24 protein-coding genes are annotated in these 15246 nt (G+C 48.1%); 4 read left to right on the forward strand and 20 right to left on the reverse strand.

Annotated features, from left to right (window positions below; translation table 11 throughout):
- Positions 1–11: 11 nt before the first annotated feature.
- The 4 genes from EXU85_RS35425 to EXU85_RS20510 are packed head-to-tail and all read right to left on the reverse strand — an operon-like array spanning position 12 to position 966.
- Entirely contained in the window at positions 12–188 is a 177-nt protein-coding gene (locus tag EXU85_RS35425) for a hypothetical protein (RefSeq protein ID WP_168207833.1), read from the reverse strand.
- Positions 189–578, reverse strand: a complete 390-nt coding sequence (locus tag EXU85_RS20505) for a hypothetical protein (RefSeq protein WP_142773878.1) — start codon at positions 576–578, stop codon at positions 189–191.
- Positions 575–751, reverse strand: a complete 177-nt coding sequence (locus tag EXU85_RS35430; protein WP_168207834.1) for a hypothetical protein — start codon at positions 749–751, stop codon at positions 575–577. The genes EXU85_RS20505 and EXU85_RS35430 overlap by 4 nt, the downstream gene beginning before the upstream one ends.
- Positions 748–966: a hypothetical protein gene (locus EXU85_RS20510; RefSeq protein WP_142773879.1), complete on the reverse strand. Its 219-nt coding sequence runs from the start codon at positions 964–966 to the stop codon at positions 748–750. The genes EXU85_RS35430 and EXU85_RS20510 overlap by 4 nt, the downstream gene beginning before the upstream one ends.
- A 95-nt stretch (positions 967–1061) precedes the next feature.
- Between EXU85_RS20510 and EXU85_RS20515 the strand changes: the two genes are divergently transcribed.
- Positions 1062–1445 (forward strand): hypothetical protein, encoded by a 384-nt coding sequence (locus tag EXU85_RS20515; protein ID WP_142773880.1) that lies wholly within the window; start codon positions 1062–1064, stop codon positions 1443–1445.
- 50 nt (positions 1446–1495) lie between these two features.
- Here the strand turns inward: EXU85_RS20515 and EXU85_RS20520 are convergent, their stop codons facing one another.
- The 16 genes from EXU85_RS20520 to EXU85_RS20590 all read right to left on the reverse strand — a co-directional run bounded on the left by EXU85_RS20520 (position 1496) and on the right by EXU85_RS20590 (position 12741).
- Complete coding sequence (locus EXU85_RS20520) at positions 1496–3373, reverse strand: DNA cytosine methyltransferase (RefSeq protein ID WP_142773881.1); 1878 nt, start codon at positions 3371–3373, stop codon at positions 1496–1498.
- Positions 3301–3768, reverse strand: a complete 468-nt coding sequence (locus EXU85_RS20525) for a hypothetical protein (protein WP_142773882.1) — start codon at positions 3766–3768, stop codon at positions 3301–3303. The genes EXU85_RS20520 and EXU85_RS20525 overlap by 73 nt, the downstream gene beginning before the upstream one ends.
- Positions 3765–6293 carry a DNA methyltransferase gene (locus EXU85_RS20530; RefSeq protein ID WP_142773883.1) on the reverse strand — a complete coding sequence of 843 codons (2529 nt, stop codon included), beginning with the start codon at positions 6291–6293 and terminating at the stop codon, positions 3765–3767. The genes EXU85_RS20525 and EXU85_RS20530 overlap by 4 nt, the downstream gene beginning before the upstream one ends.
- A gap of 77 nt (positions 6294–6370) precedes the next feature.
- Positions 6371–7177, reverse strand: a complete 807-nt coding sequence (locus EXU85_RS20535; protein ID WP_168207835.1) for a hypothetical protein — start codon at positions 7175–7177, stop codon at positions 6371–6373.
- Positions 7143–8120 carry a hypothetical protein gene (locus EXU85_RS20540; protein WP_142773885.1) on the reverse strand — a complete coding sequence of 326 codons (978 nt, stop codon included), beginning with the start codon at positions 8118–8120 and terminating at the stop codon, positions 7143–7145. Before EXU85_RS20540 ends, EXU85_RS20535 begins: the two co-directional genes overlap by 35 nt.
- An 88-nt stretch (positions 8121–8208) precedes the next feature.
- Entirely contained in the window at positions 8209–8916 is a 708-nt protein-coding gene (locus EXU85_RS20545; protein WP_142773886.1) for a hypothetical protein, read from the reverse strand.
- Between the two features lie 28 nt (positions 8917–8944).
- The gene (locus EXU85_RS20550) at positions 8945–9385 is read right to left on the reverse strand and encodes a hypothetical protein (protein ID WP_142773887.1); all 441 of its coding nucleotides are present in this window, start codon (positions 9383–9385) and stop codon (positions 8945–8947) included.
- A gap of 33 nt (positions 9386–9418) precedes the next feature.
- Positions 9419–10219, reverse strand: coding sequence for a hypothetical protein (locus EXU85_RS20555; protein ID WP_142773888.1), 801 nt, complete (start codon positions 10217–10219; stop codon positions 9419–9421).
- Positions 10185–10337 (reverse strand): hypothetical protein, encoded by a 153-nt coding sequence (locus EXU85_RS35435; RefSeq protein ID WP_168207836.1) that lies wholly within the window; start codon positions 10335–10337, stop codon positions 10185–10187. The genes EXU85_RS20555 and EXU85_RS35435 overlap by 35 nt, the downstream gene beginning before the upstream one ends.
- Positions 10334–10549, reverse strand: a complete 216-nt coding sequence (locus EXU85_RS20560) for a hypothetical protein (protein ID WP_142773889.1) — start codon at positions 10547–10549, stop codon at positions 10334–10336. The genes EXU85_RS35435 and EXU85_RS20560 overlap by 4 nt, the downstream gene beginning before the upstream one ends.
- On the reverse strand, positions 10546–10800 hold the full coding sequence (locus tag EXU85_RS20565) for a hypothetical protein (RefSeq protein WP_142773890.1): 255 nt from the start codon (positions 10798–10800) through the stop codon (positions 10546–10548). The genes EXU85_RS20560 and EXU85_RS20565 overlap by 4 nt, the downstream gene beginning before the upstream one ends.
- Entirely contained in the window at positions 10785–11021 is a 237-nt protein-coding gene (locus EXU85_RS20570) for a hypothetical protein (RefSeq protein WP_142773891.1), read from the reverse strand. The genes EXU85_RS20565 and EXU85_RS20570 overlap by 16 nt, the downstream gene beginning before the upstream one ends.
- Before the next feature lie 211 nt (positions 11022–11232).
- Positions 11233–11508 carry a helix-turn-helix domain-containing protein gene (locus EXU85_RS20575; RefSeq protein ID WP_142773892.1) on the reverse strand — a complete coding sequence of 92 codons (276 nt, stop codon included), beginning with the start codon at positions 11506–11508 and terminating at the stop codon, positions 11233–11235.
- The gene (locus EXU85_RS20580) at positions 11505–11696 is read right to left on the reverse strand and encodes a hypothetical protein (RefSeq protein WP_142773893.1); all 192 of its coding nucleotides are present in this window, start codon (positions 11694–11696) and stop codon (positions 11505–11507) included. The genes EXU85_RS20575 and EXU85_RS20580 overlap by 4 nt, the downstream gene beginning before the upstream one ends.
- Positions 11697–11712: 16 nt before the next feature.
- Entirely contained in the window at positions 11713–12495 is a 783-nt protein-coding gene (locus EXU85_RS20585) for a phage antirepressor KilAC domain-containing protein (protein WP_142773894.1), read from the reverse strand.
- A gap of 3 nt (positions 12496–12498) precedes the next feature.
- Complete coding sequence (locus tag EXU85_RS20590) at positions 12499–12741, reverse strand: hypothetical protein (RefSeq protein WP_142773895.1); 243 nt, start codon at positions 12739–12741, stop codon at positions 12499–12501.
- A gap of 121 nt (positions 12742–12862) precedes the next feature.
- On the opposite strand from EXU85_RS20590, the gene EXU85_RS20595 reads away from it, so the two are divergent.
- The 3 genes from EXU85_RS20595 to EXU85_RS20605 all read left to right on the forward strand — a co-directional run bounded on the left by EXU85_RS20595 (position 12863) and on the right by EXU85_RS20605 (position 15237).
- Entirely contained in the window at positions 12863–13558 is a 696-nt protein-coding gene (locus EXU85_RS20595; protein ID WP_142773896.1) for a S24 family peptidase, read from the forward strand.
- A gap of 75 nt (positions 13559–13633) precedes the next feature.
- The gene (locus EXU85_RS20600) at positions 13634–14383 is read left to right on the forward strand and encodes a hypothetical protein (RefSeq protein ID WP_142773897.1); all 750 of its coding nucleotides are present in this window, start codon (positions 13634–13636) and stop codon (positions 14381–14383) included.
- Positions 14384–14481: 98 nt separating this feature from the next.
- A complete protein-coding gene (locus EXU85_RS20605; protein WP_142773898.1) occupies positions 14482–15237 on the forward strand; it encodes a hypothetical protein in 756 nt (251 codons plus the stop codon).
- The last annotated feature ends 9 nt before the right edge of the window (positions 15238–15246 follow it).

A 15246-nucleotide genomic window follows, 5' to 3' on the forward strand; every position in this document is an offset into this window, starting at 1 on the left:
TCTAAGCGATCTTATGGCCTAAGTGCAGTATAGCGCCAGCCCTGAAAGCCAGTCTGTGGAACGGGTGTAATCGGGTGCCAGTTAGCCAACACGAACACAAAGGGGACTTTACTGCCAGCATGATAAGGCCAGTCTTTTGTAGCGCCTACATGTTGGGTATTGATCGGTTTCGTTTGCCATGATTTCACTTAAATGGATAGTATTGGGATTGGCAAAACACCTTCAGGGAAAATCCAGAACCAGTAGATGTTGAACCTATCAATCAGTTGGCTTACGGCTGGATAATACTCAACTGCGGTGACCTCCCCACCAAAGATTTCATTTTTGATTTGTTGCATCTCTGACCAGTGTTTCAGTATTGAGGTATTATCGTGCTTTTGCACCATTACCCGAATCGCAGGACCGTGGCTCGTTGGCGAGTCGTCATAGACCATCACCGTGTACCGTGTGTTCCGATAAGCTCTGGTCATACCATCAGGCACATAAGTAGCCTGCGTCAAATCAATCTGTTCAAAGGCAGTAACTGGCTTTTTGAATTCTTTGAGTGCCGCTTTTTGGCGATGTTTATCTTTATTCATTTGGGCTTCTGTCTTAATAATCGTCTCCGTACTTTCTGTGCTGCCTGCAAATCAACCAGGCTGATATGACTCTGCCGTCGCATCGTGGGGCTTTTCTCCAGTTGCTCAATACCGATCTGAATCAGGTAGGCGGCAACGGAGTGGCCATCGGGTTTAGGTTTGGGCTTTCTCATGAAGTCTTTTTCTGGAAAATGAAGAAATCAGCTCTCCACAAATGGGCCTCATGCGGATGGCAAATGATTGGACTAGGCGGGTTGAACACATTGTTTCGAACCTGAGCCCGAACGGGACATTTGAAGTGATCCGATACATAGGACGGCGCATCCGGCTTTATGCCGATGATGGTGACGTACCATTTGCCGACGTCAACGGTTTTTTGCTTTCTCATGATCTATACGATTGAGAATAAGATGGATACAGAACAGGTACGTTTAATATATTTTGAGCCATTTTTTTGACAGTTGGGGATTAGGAAGGCTATCTATGCGAAAACGCACCAACCTCATGATCTCAGAAAGTAGTCCATCACACCTGCTGAAAGAATACATCCAATTCCTTAGTTACAACCGGGCAATATTTCCCGGCATTAAGCCACGGCCATGGGGCCAGGATTTTAGCCGATCTGAACTGGACTTGATTCAACTCGAGTTGAGCAGGTTGGTTGATCGGGCCAATGACAAAACCGATCAACTCCTGATTCGAACCTTTAATCGGCTAGGCCAACCGGGCTTTCATTTACACTGGTTTGTCATTCAGTTTCAAGCTGACATTGTTCGGTTGCTGACCCCATCTATTGACCTATCTACTTTGTATGATCCAGTTTTGGCAGCGGTGTCACTTACGATTGAACAGGTCGAATACTTATAGCTCCATCAGTTCAATTTCCGCCAGTTTGTCCGTGGTGATGGTGACGTTGTTCATAGCAATGAAGCGACACAACGGGCCACTAACAGTTCCATCGTTGGGGGTGGGTTGGCGTTACCGATCTGCTTTTGCTTCTCAGACTTATTACCCAGTATGGCATAGTTGACTGGAAAACCCTGCGCTCTGGCCGTTTCGGCAGGTTGCAGCATACGGAAATAGCAATCGTCAATCTCAGGCTTTCCATCAATCAGGGCAATGCTATCTTTCGTTGGTACGGTCGAACAAACCTCAAACGCATGATTCGCCTGCGGCTGGCCATGGTAGGGCATCATGATCAGGCTACTGTGCCCGGTTGTCATGACCGTTTCCATCGGCTCGTTACTGGACTTGGCGCGGGCCGTCCCATGAATGGGCACAATGAACGACATGGAATTGGGCTGGCCGGTGATCGTAGCCAGGGGCGCATTTGGATCACGCGCGGGCGTCGTTTTCCGATTCGTAACAATGAATGAACCCGGTGGCGCAATCAGTATTTCCTGATTGGCCGTTGTCTGGGTGTGGATTACATCGGTAAGTGCCTTCGCTGGCGAACAATCGCGATTGGCCAGTAAAAAGGGCTGAGGGCTTACCATGGCCAGACTTTCCTGTGTGGTCTGGGTAACCATCGGCTCATCCATACCCCGCATGGTTGGATTCTTGGCCTTGGTATGGGCCATATTGAACAGAAAGGGTGCAAACAGATAACTACTGTAGCCCGTGGACTGAGCGTTCAATGGATCCGTTTCAGCTCCCCGAATTCGGGCCGATGCACTACCCGACTGATTGCGCTGGTCGATGATGGTTGGCCGGATACCGTATTTATCCAGACCGTACTGAATTCGCTTCTGGGTGTTAGGGCTAAGCGGTTGCATGCCCCGACTGGCCCGATCACCAATCCGAATCATGGGAATACTTAAATCCAGCGCGTTCAGTGCAGCATAGTAAAAGGGAAGAACGGGCGTAGCACAAACCGAACACCGGTAGGTGTACTGCGTTTTGTATTTGCCTGACCGACGGCCGGGTTTCCACGTCTGAATGGCCTCCACCGTTCCGCAGCGTGGGCAGGGAGCTTTGGGCCGAATATCCAGATCAGGTTTGCGATTGCCCTTTTTCCAGAATACGATATAAATCCGATCCCGGCTCTGGGGGGCAAACCCATTGATGTCTTCGCCATGGGCAAACATGGCATTCAGGTACACGCACTCATGCAGGTAACCCAGTGCATGCATGGCCTTGAGCCACGGATCGAACATGACCCACATGCGAACATCGACCACATTCTCCGTAATCACAAACTCGTATTTGTGGATTTCGGCAAAGCGGGGAACGTCCCACATGGTAGCCCGCGAACGTACCGCCGAGGCATCGAACGCCTTATCCTGAAAGATGTCCTGCTGGTGTAGATTCTTGCGCTTTTGTCCCTTGGCCAGTGAATGATTGGTGCATTCGGGCGAAGCAATCAGGCCCGTCGTTTTCTGATACCGGGCCGGATGGGTTTCGGAAATATCGGCACAATCATGATGCGTGTCGGGGTGGTTGGTATTGTGGCTTTCAATGGCCAGCTTCCAGTGATTCAGCGCGTACTGAATGTGGGTACCGGCAACGTTGCGGGCTCCCTCGCTGGACCCGCCACAGCCACAGAACATGTCGGTTAATGTAATCATACTCGTAGTATTTTGAAGGTGAATAGAACTGTGAAGAATCCCGCCCAGATAGGTATATACATTAATGAATAGGTTAAATTTTAGGTCTGCCGGGTCGGGATTCTTAACGTGGGGAGTATGCGGATCCGGTGGCCCGCGCAGGCGAATGAAGCTGCTCATCGACGTTTCGCTTTTGAGGTCCTGGGCTTGGGTGGACAGGCAAAACAGGACTGAATAGGCCGTTGCCATATGTTTACACCATCCTCTACGCCAATGTATTTCCAGCCAAATCCAATCATTCGATTGTCATGATGTTCCTGCTTTTCCAGTGTCGGATTAAGCCGGTACCCACAGGTTTGACAAACACAAACTACCCAGATGTTTCCAGTCGGTTTAGCCTGAAATTTACCACAGGCATGATACCTCGAATTGTGGTCTGTCTTTGGACTGGAACTCACATCCCACAGTTCACATTTGGAATACTTACTGGCGAACACCCGGAAAAACTGATGCTGACAGCTGATGCACTTGGTAGCGTCAGGTCCCTCGCCATACACCCGGATCATGGGGTTAGTTTTTGGCTTTTGGAGTTTGGGGAATTTAACGGGCAGGCCCTGTTCTTCCCCAAATAGGTTGGTGTTCATGCGGGTAAGAGGTCAAACAGGGTAGGCACCTGACGCTTGTATTCCGATTCACGGTGGTAGGCTACGTTGCACCGGAAATAATCCGGATTGAGCTCACAGGAGCGACTCCGCCGGTTCAACAGAATCGCCCGGTTGCCTACCGTACCCAGCCCGCCAAAGGGATCATACACCACATCGCCTTCATTGCTCCAGCGGGTAATGGCCCGGTCTACGATGTCGATCTGAAAGGGACAGATGTGTTGCTCCTCCCGATGCTGGGACTGGCGGCTATTGAGCGTGTGCATCCGAACCACATCATCCCACACCCCACCCGTACGGGCCGCTACGCGCAGGCTCTCGAACGTAGCGGGCAGTTTACCCCGGCGGTCCATTTCGTTAGCCGATTCGACGTGAGCGGCATACTCATAGACGGTCGTTTTAGATCGCTCCATGAATACGGAAGCAATTTTGTCGACCTGCCAGGCGGCTATCTCTTCGGGCGTGAGCAACGTGTTGCCCGAAGAGTTCCATTTGGCGCGGGCGTCGATCTGCCAGCGGCCACGGGTATAGACTTCCTTGGATTTGACAACCGGCTCATCGGCATAGGCTTTGCTGGTATCGCTGGGAAGTTTGCGAAACAACAGCAGGTATTCAGGCGAACCCACCCCCATTTTCGACCCATCTTTACACTGCTCTGTCCAGCCCAGCCGGTAGGTGCCGTTATTTTCGCGCACCACATCGGTTTCAATGGTGATCATGCCAATAAACTCAAAGCCATGTTTCATAAAGTGAAACGTAGTCTTCATGTGAAAGGGGTTCACCGTGGGCATACCCGTTCCCGTTACCGAACCAAACAGGATCCGGTCTTTAACGTGAACAGCCGCTATTCGGCCGGGCTTTAGGACCCGAAGCAGATTGGGCGTCAGAAAATCCATCTGGGCAAAGAAATGATCATCGTTATTGGTGTGTCCCAGATCATTATAGGAGGGCGTGTATTCGTAATGATTGGAAAAGGGAATGCTGGTCAGAATCAGCCCCACACTGTTTTCTTCCATGCTGGCCGTCTCCAGAATGCAATCGTTATGCACCACACTGAATAGGTCCCCCCTCACCTCCTCCCGTTCCACCCCCATGGAGCGGTTCAATTCCCCCAGCATGGCCGTCTGGGATAAACCAAACTCCTTGACAATGCCTGTCATGGTCGCTACCAGCTCATCGTGGCGTTGCCATTTGGCTTCGAATTCCCGCCGAACGTGCTCCTCGGCATCGGTATAGATAAAATGGACGTGACAGTCGTGGGTCTGGCCATAGCGCTGGATACGATGGACAGCCTGAATGATGTCATTAAATTTGTAGGTGATCCCCAGAAAGATGGCACTGTAACAGTGTTTCTGAAAGTTGCAGCCCTGTCCGGCAATTGAGGGTTTGGTAGCCAGGATTCGATAATTCCCGTGTTTGAAGTCGATGAGTAGCTTTTCTTTCAGGGCTTCATCCTGGGAGCCATAGACAGACTTAAAACTAGTCCAGCCCAGCAGACCCGCCGTTTCTTCCAGCTTTTCGCGCTCCTTTTCCAGATCATGCCAGATCACCCAACTGGTATCATCCGCTTCCCCATCGACAATGCCGGTAGCCCGCAGTATCCTCGCATCCATACTATCCCGTTTTTCCTTAGCAGAGGACCGCAGATCAATGGCCTCATCCCGAACCAGCTTTAACTGGCCATCGCGGTCGACTGCGCTTTCTTCGTTGGGTAACTTGACCAGGTGCCAGTGCCGGTGCAGCTTAGCTAAGGCAAAGCCCTCATCGGAATAGCCCAGATCGGACGGTTTGGTAATGAACAACGCCCACGAGGAGACCCATAGCCAGAATTCACGCTCTTTATGGGGATGGATCGTCAGGTTGTTGGCCTTGGTCGAATCGCGTTTAAAAAAGCGGGTCAGGGCCTGCCCGGTATCCATCACCCCTAAAAATCCGGCGTAATGAATCAGTTCTTTGTATTTGTTGGGTGAAGGGGTTGCCGTGCAGACGTACCGGAACTGAACGCGTTGAAATTTGGCCAAAAACTCCTGATAGGTTTTCGAGCCGTACGAGCGCAGCACGCTGGCCTCATCCAGACTGGCAAACACGAAATAATCCGGCCGGATATCCCCATCCCGTACCCGTTCGTAGTTGGTGATGATGATGCGGGTTTGAGCGGCTTCCACTTCGGCCTGGGTTCGGCAGTAGGTCAGCGAAGTCGACAGCATGTCAGCGGCTTCGTAGAACTCCTGCTTGACGGCCAGCGGGCAAACGATAAGGGCTTTGCCTTCGTTTTTGGCCAGACACAGCATGGCCAGTTGCAGCTGAATGATGGTCTTGCCCAGTCCGAAATGCGCAAAGATTGCCCGGCGGCCACCCTCGGCTCCCCACTGAATGGCATCGGCCTGATAGGGGAAACAAATGGGGTGAATCTCTGACCGGCTGACCGAAAAACCCGCTTTTGGCGTCGGTACCATTTTGCCCGACAGAAAGCCCTGATACTCTTTTAGAAACTGATAATTGCTCATGTGGGTGACAGTTTAGAATGAGCGCTCCCAAAGCGGGCGTTGGCCGCTGAAAAGGGGCTAGCATGTGAGAATTGAGGTTATTGAGGGGTATTGGTTACGCCCTCGTTTTTGTAGTCCCGATACTCTTGATCCAGTTGAGTGGCACGTCGGTTGATCTCAGCAGTGGCGATGTCATAAACCTCTTCCAGATTCTGAGCCTTAGCCCGTTTTTTTACATCGATAAGGTCTTCAAAGGCAATCGTCTGGGCATTCTCTCCGATGAATTTGGTATAAGTCGCATCACTTTTATAGGGACCGTAGTCGATAACTGGTGTTTTCAATAGCTTGCCTTTTAACGTCAGTTTCCTGATCTTCTCAAGCTGCTGTTTGGCCTCCACGTTATCAGTCGCCGTTGACAACACAGTTAGCAGATCATTACCTGATTTAGCCTGCTGAGCCTTAAGCTTCACTTTAGAATCGGCTAACCAGTCTGCTTTCTCTTCGAGGTATTTCCGAAAAAAATCACTGATAACTGTGCCATCCACCCGGTTAAATATGGGACCATACCGGCCAGCCTTGACGCGTTTCAGACACAGGATGAGGTCTTTAATGGTCTCATTGGAAAAGGTTTCAGTCCAGATGTTGGCGTACTCAAGCAACTGACGGGCTCCCATTTGCAGGGTCGTGTTAAGGCCATCATTAAACAGCTTCAAAATCGCACAAACCAGCTTGGCAACGGTTTGCTCACCATGCACCTGCGTTACCTGGGCAACGGTCGAGGCTGTTGCGGCCACCTCGAGGGTCAGGTTCTTTTGCAGCGTCAGCAGGTTGATGTAGACTGAATCCGTTAGCTCCTTTTGCCGACTAATCTCAATTGGCGTAAAGCTGGCCAGCGAGGTCATCAAGCTCACTTCCGGTTTGGGCGAGGCTTTGGTGACTGCCTGCCCTCCGGTTGTTTGTAGATTTCGATTGTCGTTGCTCATCAGCTTGAAGTCTAAAAAGTTGGTCTTTAATCCAGCGCAGGCAGTGTCTAAGCACGTCGGGATAGCTTCGGGTAGTCAGGTTTTTAAACGCCCACTGTTCCGAAACAAACAGGGCAATCCATTCCAGGGCCGCTTCCCCCCTCAGCTGATGGTGTTTGCTGAGGTGTTCCAATACCCGCCGTTCCGATTGAAGCTGATTGGTGAACCGCTCCAGTTCGGCGGAATCCTCCGGACTCAATTCCGAAGGGGAAGGGGCCCGCGCAACGGGGTTGGGGTTGTTTTCATCGTCTGGGTTTTCATGAACAACCTCTTCGGCCTCCACCTCCAAAACATCGCCCTCACCCGCGTTTTTTTTATGAGCGTTTACAACTGGGTTTACAATTGCATTTACAACTGTATCCTTATATATAGCCGAATTACCATTTTGAGAATCCGAATTATCATTTTGGTAGCCCGAATTATCATTTTGAGAACTCCATTTACCATTCTGAGAATCCGAATTATCATTTTGGTAAATGGGGATTTTCAGCCAGTCCATCAGTCGTTTTCCGCGTCCATACCAGCGAGTCTGGTCAATGTTTTTCTCGTTTAAGCGGGCCGATTTTAGCCAGCCATCTGCTTCGAGTTGTTCGAGCCACCGGTACACAGACGATCCTTTCATGTAAGGGTATATCTTGATCAATTCCGGCACTGTCGTGTAGGTCCAATACTCTCCCTGCCGAAAATGAAGACTACTTTTTCGCTTCTCATTTTCGGAAATCCAGAACTCGAAATAGCCGACCAGAATCGCCTTTTCAACTACCTTTAACGCGCAGGCCAGATGATAGTCGAAGGAATGGTTGTTGTTCTCTTTTTTTGGCTCCATCCTTCTTTACTTTTCCCCGTTAACTACTTACATTATAAGTAGTTAACGGGCTTATTTTTAGCGAACGATCCAGTATATACGCTACTTACTATTGTTCGATAATGGCGATGTCCGGTGCCAGTGCCTGAATCTCCTTCAGGACCTGATCAATCTCCGAATCCCGCATCTGTTCCACCAGATCATTGGCCGTGGGCGAAACCAGCGTACAGGTAAAATCATCGGGGTTGATGTAGACCTCCACCTCGAAGGTGTGCTTCCGGGTACCCTTGAAAACGGGCATCACCAGGTTAAACGCATCGGGCAGGTTACTGGTAACGATCTGAGCCCGAAGGTCCCGCACATTGCCCTTGTTGTCATTGTGCTTTTCGATCTCCTTGGCCACATGGGCCTGAAACTTCTGAAGGTCGGTCACCAGTTGCATGGCGATGGACTGATTCTCAAACGCCGTCCGGTTCATCTTGAACAGTTGAGCCATCTGCACATTGGTCAGGTATTTGCCCGAATTGACGCCAAATAACAAAAACATCGGATGGTATTCGAGTTTGCCGTGAATAACTTCGCCAAAATCATCCTTTTCGTGGACGTCGAGCGTAATCGTTAACGCATTCCGATCCACTTCGATGTGGGACAGGTTTTGCGTAATGAGGTCCAGTTTCTTTTCCAGCCAGCGCAGCGGACTGTCCAGAATACCAGATAGTTCGACCTGAATGGGTTCATGCAAATCCAGTGCTTTGCCCTGCCGGATGATAAGTTCATTCTCGTCATTAATGACGCTTACATGGAGTTCCTGATTCATTGTAGGAGATTGATTAAACGATGATTACTTAGTCGTTAGTGCCGGTTTTTAACCCCTCGGCGCGGGTAACAGCGAACACGGTCTGCTGATTTTCACCGGGTCGCATGGGCCGGGAGCTAACCAGCTTCCCATCGGCATTGTAGTAGCCCACCAGCTTGGCATCCGCATCGAAGAACATGTAACAGGATTCGGTGACCTGTTCGGCTTTGTTGCGAAGAAATAGCAAGGTGAGACCGGCTTTCCCTTTTAGCTCCTTGAGCGTCAGGTTAATGGCATCATTGGCCTTTTTCTTTTCGGCTTCCAGTTTGGCAATCTGAATGCTGACATCGGTGTAGGAATCCTTGAGTTGATTCAGCTCCTCCGATTCGTAGGGCTTGAGGTATTCCATCTCCTCCACCCGGTCGCAGTTGTCGGACAGATACCGCTTCCGATCTTCGGGTGGTAAATCGGCAAATAATTGGTTTTGCATAAACTTGATTTGATTTAGGTACGCTCGTAAAGATTAGCTGGCCAGTACATCATCGGCCAAAAAGAAGTGTTGATTTAAGCTGCTGAACTCCACTCCCTGAGAGCGGCCGAATTCGCATAACTCTTTGAACAGATCGTCCAGTTGCGCACTGGTCAGAAAGGTAAACGTGTTCATCTCCTCCGCCTGGGCATCCCACTGAACAGCATCTGTGGCACTGAGCGTCTTAAGTTTCTCTTTCCAGTCCATCAGCTTTTTAGCGTCGGCGGTGAGGGCCGTTTTGCCGCCTGGGCGTCTGGTAGTCGCTATCTGATCAGCCGTAACCACCTTCTGACCCGATTGCTCGACAATCGCTTTGACATGATCCTGCTTGGTCAGCGGCACATCGTAGCGCAGATAGAACTTATGACCGAACAGCGCCGGGAAATACTGCTGCACACCCCGGCACAAGGTCAATTCGTATAACTCCTGTTTGGTCAGGGGTGGTACCCTTGATTCCAGTTCAGCGCGGGTTAACTTGAGTTGCCCCGCTATTTTGCCCCCGTAGAAAAAGTTAAGCTCACAGCTATCTTCCTCTTTGTGAATCACTTTGACTTCACAGTTGTCGGTTCGGGCAATGACCCGCTCAATCAGGATGGGCATCTCCACAATGACGCGTTTATTATCCACCGTTATCCCGCTCAGACTTTCGGTGATGGTCAGACTCAACAGGCTGCCAAACAGAATTTTGGTATAAAACTGCTCAGGACTAGCCGATCCAAACGAACCGGATCCGGCCAGATTGTGGGCCACAATAGCAAGCTCAGCGTGTGTACTTGGCGTGAGTAAAGGGTGCATGATTGTGATGAGGTTTTAAGAGCACGATGCCGTGCAGATGGAGATAGGCTTTAACGCAGACAAACAGGGTAAACACCAGCAACGTAGGGCCAACGTATTCAGTTAAGAGCCGTTTCATGGGTGCCTGAGATGATATATAACTAGGAGCACCCCAATGAACCCAATTAAAAAGATAGCTGACCAGGTAAAGCTTGACACTGGATCAACGGCACGTTTGGGCTTCGATTCGTCCTTGTGCAGAATCTGGGCTAACACTTTACGCTGTTGTTTGAGTTGAGGACCAATCAGATGCTTGGACATGGCGGGTCGTTTGAGAAGGGTTGGATTCATTGGACAGGATCGCGAAAGGTTTGGTCGGACATAAAGGTTAGCTTGAGCTTTTTGGCCCGTTCGTTGATTAGCCAGCGGGCCAGCGCCATCTGGTTGTTTTCCCAGAATCGGTGAATCGTACCACCCGCTTTGCCAACCTTCAGATCCCTGACCAGCACATTTAGCTGATCGGCGTTTCGGCAGGCGTTCACGGCTGCTTTCCAGTCGGCGATGGTGGGGTATTTCAGAGGTGGGGCTACGCTTGTAGGCATGGTTCCAGTTCGGCTAATTGACTTGTAAGCTGATCCACTTGCTGATTCTCCCAGACATTGACCAGGTTAATCAGGTTATCGACAACACCCGCCGTGGGTACATTCGTATTATAGGCGGCTACACTTTTAATTGAGCTACGAAGCTCAAAGGCCACATTTTTAACACCTTCAGCTTCTTGCCGTAGTAGGTTGGCCTGTTCGGATTGTACTTGATTTTCCATTACCTTTGTGTTGTTATAGATTACTGCACTGACCCGACCACCTTGGCCGGGTTTTGTCTTTTAAGAGAATAGCTCCTATGGGTTAGGGCTTGCAAACGTCTTTCGATGTGGGATAGATGAAGACCGGAGCGAGTTGCCCCGGCCTTACATAATCCTATCCACACCATTTGTAGGGTTTCCCCCACAACTATCCCCTCTCGGGAAAGTATCGTTAGCGCACTACCTGACGCCGGTGCCGGGCCAGAAACCCATCCAGTTCGGAGCGAAGCAGCCACACCCGGCTCCCGTATTCGGAGGGGGTCAATTCCCCTTTTTTTACGTACTGATGCAGGGTGGAGCGGGCCACCCGCAGATAACTGGCGGCTTCGTCCAGCGTAAAGGGATCGTTGCCTTTGGCCGCTTTGCGCTGGTTTTTCAGTTCCAGCCGGGTCGCTTCCAGGGTGGCCTGAAGGGTGGCCAGTAGCTCAGATTCGACGGAAATTTTCATGTGGCTTGCTGGCGTGATGAAACGCCCCGGTTGATTCGATACACAGTAGATGGACTGAGGTGGTATTTCTTGGCCAGCGCATCGACGGCCGCTATCTTCATCGCTCCTGAGGTAGAGAACTCCATCAGCTCGGCGCGAATCTGCTCGTTACGCTTGTCTTTTTTTCGTTTGGTCGGGCTTTTGAGCATAGGACATACCTCGGGTTTAGGCGATTCCGGAATGTTGACCCGCGTACACCACCGCTTTGGGGCTGGTTAACCGGCCGCTGAGTTTGCTGTGAATGAACTGACGCCCCGTTTCGGTCCACACCAGATAATGCTTGCTCTTTGGGTTCCCCTGTCTGTCGGTATAGGGGTGTGTTCGCAGATGGGCATACCCCTTATCGGCATGTACCAAATAGAGAATCCAGGTACCCCGCAGTTTTCGCTGAATACGCAATGCATGAAGCTTTTTGTTAAGCGACACTGCCGACATGCCCAGTTCGGCGGCAATTGTAGTCGTTGTGATTTCGGTTGTGCTAGACAATACCGCATCAGCATAGTCGGCTTTGGGCTTGAGCGATTCGACCTGTAGTTGAAGCTGTTCCTTTTGTTCAACCTCAACCAAAAGAGCTTGCAGTGCCTCTTTATAGGTCTGCGGCAAAGCCACTTGCTTTTTACCCTTCAATACCTCAGCCACTCGCTCATCACACCAGATTTCAAAATCAACGTCTAACCATTGGGCAAGCTTTAGAATCAGCTTTTCGTGAATCCAAACCTGAGAACCACCGCCTACACCACCTAACCGACTGATACTTAACGGAACCGTTATTTCCGGTTTCGATCGTAATGCATTTAGGTAGCGAACAGTCGCAGCGAGTGAACTCCAATCGTTAATTCTTCGATTGAAAGGCTTGCACATAGCTGACGCATTGGCGTAAATCTGACCGTCAATTAGCTCGAAATCGACGTCGAATCCATTGTATTGGAAGATTTGAAGCTGACTCATGGCCTAATTCTGAAAATAAGTGGCTACGCGTTTCTCAAACCAAGCCAATTCTGTATCCGACACACGGGTGAACCCACCACATCGCGCCCGAAAAGCCTCTGGGGAAACGCCATATCGCTTGCAGAAGGCTCTTTGCACTTCTTTTTGCTCTGCCGAATTCAACCGACCATACTCGTATTTAAACGCTTGTGTATTTTTCGCAAAGCCTTCGTTTGTGACTCCTTGCGAAGTGGTTGCATTTTCCATAGATTTGTTTGCTATCGTTCGTTAGCGTTAGCAAATATTGCGACTTTTCGCATAAATCGCAAATAATTTCGCAATAATTTTTGCGAAATACTGCATTTTATCCATAAATACTTGACTGTCAATGATGATTGACTCTGTAGCTATTCAGCGTTTGTATAAAAAGAAAGGGTATAAACAGGAGACTTTTGCGGCTAAAATTGGTATTAGTCCAAGAAAATTCTTTGATATTCTAAAAAAAGGAGAAGTGAAAAAGGAGGCAGACCTTCAGGCGATGGCAGATGCGCTTGAGGTTGATGTTAACATGATAAGATCAAAATTGGGTGATCAAGAGCCTGGTATATTCACAGAAGGTAATGTTGGCTCAGTAAGACCTAATCTTAATGAGTATTACAAGCCAGTTAAATTACTATCCGCACGCGCCCAGATGGGTATGCCCTTAATGACTCATGAAACCTTTAATTTAAATTGGTTAGAGGAGACCTATCCGGTTTTTATGCCAACGATTGCAATCAGCGAGAAGCATCTCGTAATTGAAGTTGTGGGCGATTCGATGGTTCCTGAAATAAAAGACAGAGCTTTAGTCTTAGCCGAAGCGGTAAATACTAATGATATTAAATACCAGTCTGGAGCGGTTTATGCAGTCTTGTATGCAGGTAATCATTTTGTTGTTAAGCGAATAAAATCAAATGACTTAAATGTAAATAGTACAATTACACTTTGGTCAGACAATGAACGCTATGGTAATATAATAATCCACGGAGAGGATATTATACATATGTGGAAGGTAATTGAGAAAGTGAAGGAGCCTGTTAGGTAATGAAAAAGTGATTTAACACATAAGTTAATGCGGCTTCCCGATACTGAAATTCTTAGTCTTCTTAATCACAGTTATATGGACGCCGTTCAGGCTGTGATGAAAAGCCATAATTTAGATTTGGAGCAAGCCAAAAAATATGTAAATGATTTATCAAAACGAGACGAAACTAAGCAAGACGAACGAGTTGATATAACTTTACTAAAACAGTACGAAAAAGAGGGCTACATTGATAAAAATTCATTAGCAAAACTTAAGCAGGCCATTTTGAATGAGAAATCCTATGCCTATATAAGCCATGCGGATTTTGTTCGAATGGAGGATAAGCGGATTTATTTTGGGCAAACTGGACAAATAAAGCCTGACCCTATTCCTAGTAACTATAATCCCAGCCCAAAGGAAAAACCCAAAAGTGCTGGCGGTCCAAAACCTATAGCGATTATAATTTCAGGTATTGCAATAGCCGTAGTTTTATTTTTTATATTCTTTGGAAATTATGAGAATAAAACATCAAAATTTATTCCAAGAGAAGATTCAAAATATATTGATTCTATCAAGAATATAGTAGATCAAAGAAAAAAGAGCGAAGTATATAATAGCTATTCTCTTAAGGAAGATATTAGAAGCGCTGTCAGTTCGGCTGGTATCGTATTTATAGATATAAGCTTAGAAGATAAAAACTGCCTTTGGGTTTATGTGATTAATAATGGAAATAACATGGATGGATTGGCGTCGATCTTGTGTTCAACAGCTAAAAGAAATGATTATAAGTGCGTATCAATTTATGATTCTAAATTAAATAGGTTAGGCAGGTCTTTTTGTAATTAGCCTCCCTCGAAAAAACCTTATCGACTTCTTGCGATTTTTTCAACCAGGAATACCCTAAACTCCACACCCTATGAAACAATTCTTTAGCTGATCAAATTATGAAAATTCAGCATAAGCAATCTGATGAAATCAGAGAACTAGATCGACATAGCTGGGAGACGAACCCTGAGTATCAGAGCAGGCGTAATTTTTGGAAAGTATTGGATGAAGGGGATCCCGTGCGGGTTTTCTGGACCGAAGACAACGGGGAAGTGAGAGACTTAGGGTTGATGGATCGGGATCATGCTAAAAACATGATTAAAATTAACGCCAAACAATGCCATTATGAGGAACTAACCCCCGAAGAAAATCCGGCAAAGAAAAATGAATCAGAATTAATAGATAAAATTCTTGAGGAAGGTCAGAATAACTATCTATCAACCGACAGAAGTACTCCAGATGATTACGAAAAAGCTTTCCAGAAAGCAAGGAGACTTGGTTTACTTCAAGCCGCTAGTAAAAATTCCTTCGAATTATCAAAGGAAGGTGAAAGAGCCTATGAATTAGGCGGAGTAGAAAACTGGAAAAAGGAAAAGGAGGACGAGAAAAAACGTCACTCAATCCATATAAGTGGCGGAAACGCAGTTATTGGCAATAACAATTCGGGCAATAGTCAGGGACGAGACTTTTTGAATAGCCAGTCGCCAACTTTTATAACAAGCAAACACCCTAGTGCTATACCCGAAAATAATCCTATAAAGAAGTCTGACCATTCCATATGGGATAAAATTAAGTATATATCTGGCATTGCGGCTGCTTTAGCTGCATTAATAGGGTTATTGGTTGCTATAGCCAAGGCGGTGGGCTACTTATAAATTCAGTAA

Source organism: Spirosoma sp. KCTC 42546 (assembly GCF_006965485.1).
GTDB lineage: Bacteria > Bacteroidota > Bacteroidia > Cytophagales > Spirosomataceae > Spirosoma.

Excerpts from the sequence above, each read along its gene's own strand:
- EXU85_RS20505 (WP_142773878.1), bottom strand. The coding sequence starts at position 578 with ATGAATAAAGATAAACATCGCCAAAAAGCGGCACTCAAAGAATTCAAA.
- EXU85_RS35430 (WP_168207834.1), bottom strand. The coding sequence starts at position 751 with ATGAGAAAGCCCAAACCTAAACCCGATGGCCACTCCGTTGCCGCCTAC.
- EXU85_RS20510 (WP_142773879.1), bottom strand. The coding sequence starts at position 966 with ATGAGAAAGCAAAAAACCGTTGACGTCGGCAAATGGTACGTCACCATC.
- EXU85_RS20515 (WP_142773880.1), top strand. The coding sequence starts at position 1,062 with ATGCGAAAACGCACCAACCTCATGATCTCAGAAAGTAGTCCATCACAC.
- EXU85_RS20520 (WP_142773881.1), bottom strand. The coding sequence starts at position 3,373 with ATGGCAACGGCCTATTCAGTCCTGTTTTGCCTGTCCACCCAAGCCCAG.
- EXU85_RS20525 (WP_142773882.1), bottom strand. The coding sequence starts at position 3,768 with ATGAACACCAACCTATTTGGGGAAGAACAGGGCCTGCCCGTTAAATTC.
- EXU85_RS20530 (WP_142773883.1), bottom strand. The coding sequence starts at position 6,293 with ATGAGCAATTATCAGTTTCTAAAAGAGTATCAGGGCTTTCTGTCGGGC.
- EXU85_RS20540 (WP_142773885.1), bottom strand. The coding sequence starts at position 8,120 with ATGGAGCCAAAAAAAGAGAACAACAACCATTCCTTCGACTATCATCTG.
- EXU85_RS20545 (WP_142773886.1), bottom strand. The coding sequence starts at position 8,916 with ATGAATCAGGAACTCCATGTAAGCGTCATTAATGACGAGAATGAACTT.
- EXU85_RS20550 (WP_142773887.1), bottom strand. The coding sequence starts at position 9,385 with ATGCAAAACCAATTATTTGCCGATTTACCACCCGAAGATCGGAAGCGG.
- EXU85_RS20555 (WP_142773888.1), bottom strand. The coding sequence starts at position 10,219 with ATGCACCCTTTACTCACGCCAAGTACACACGCTGAGCTTGCTATTGTG.
- EXU85_RS35435 (WP_168207836.1), bottom strand. The coding sequence starts at position 10,337 with ATGAAACGGCTCTTAACTGAATACGTTGGCCCTACGTTGCTGGTGTTT.
- EXU85_RS20560 (WP_142773889.1), bottom strand. The coding sequence starts at position 10,549 with ATGAATCCAACCCTTCTCAAACGACCCGCCATGTCCAAGCATCTGATT.
- EXU85_RS20565 (WP_142773890.1), bottom strand. The coding sequence starts at position 10,800 with ATGCCTACAAGCGTAGCCCCACCTCTGAAATACCCCACCATCGCCGAC.
- EXU85_RS20570 (WP_142773891.1), bottom strand. The coding sequence starts at position 11,021 with ATGGAAAATCAAGTACAATCCGAACAGGCCAACCTACTACGGCAAGAA.
- EXU85_RS20575 (WP_142773892.1), bottom strand. The coding sequence starts at position 11,508 with ATGAAAATTTCCGTCGAATCTGAGCTACTGGCCACCCTTCAGGCCACC.
- EXU85_RS20580 (WP_142773893.1), bottom strand. The coding sequence starts at position 11,696 with ATGCTCAAAAGCCCGACCAAACGAAAAAAAGACAAGCGTAACGAGCAG.
- EXU85_RS20585 (WP_142773894.1), bottom strand. The coding sequence starts at position 12,495 with ATGAGTCAGCTTCAAATCTTCCAATACAATGGATTCGACGTCGATTTC.
- EXU85_RS20590 (WP_142773895.1), bottom strand. The coding sequence starts at position 12,741 with ATGGAAAATGCAACCACTTCGCAAGGAGTCACAAACGAAGGCTTTGCG.
- EXU85_RS20595 (WP_142773896.1), top strand. The coding sequence starts at position 12,863 with ATGATGATTGACTCTGTAGCTATTCAGCGTTTGTATAAAAAGAAAGGG.
- EXU85_RS20600 (WP_142773897.1), top strand. The coding sequence starts at position 13,634 with ATGGACGCCGTTCAGGCTGTGATGAAAAGCCATAATTTAGATTTGGAG.
- EXU85_RS20605 (WP_142773898.1), top strand. The coding sequence starts at position 14,482 with ATGAAAATTCAGCATAAGCAATCTGATGAAATCAGAGAACTAGATCGA.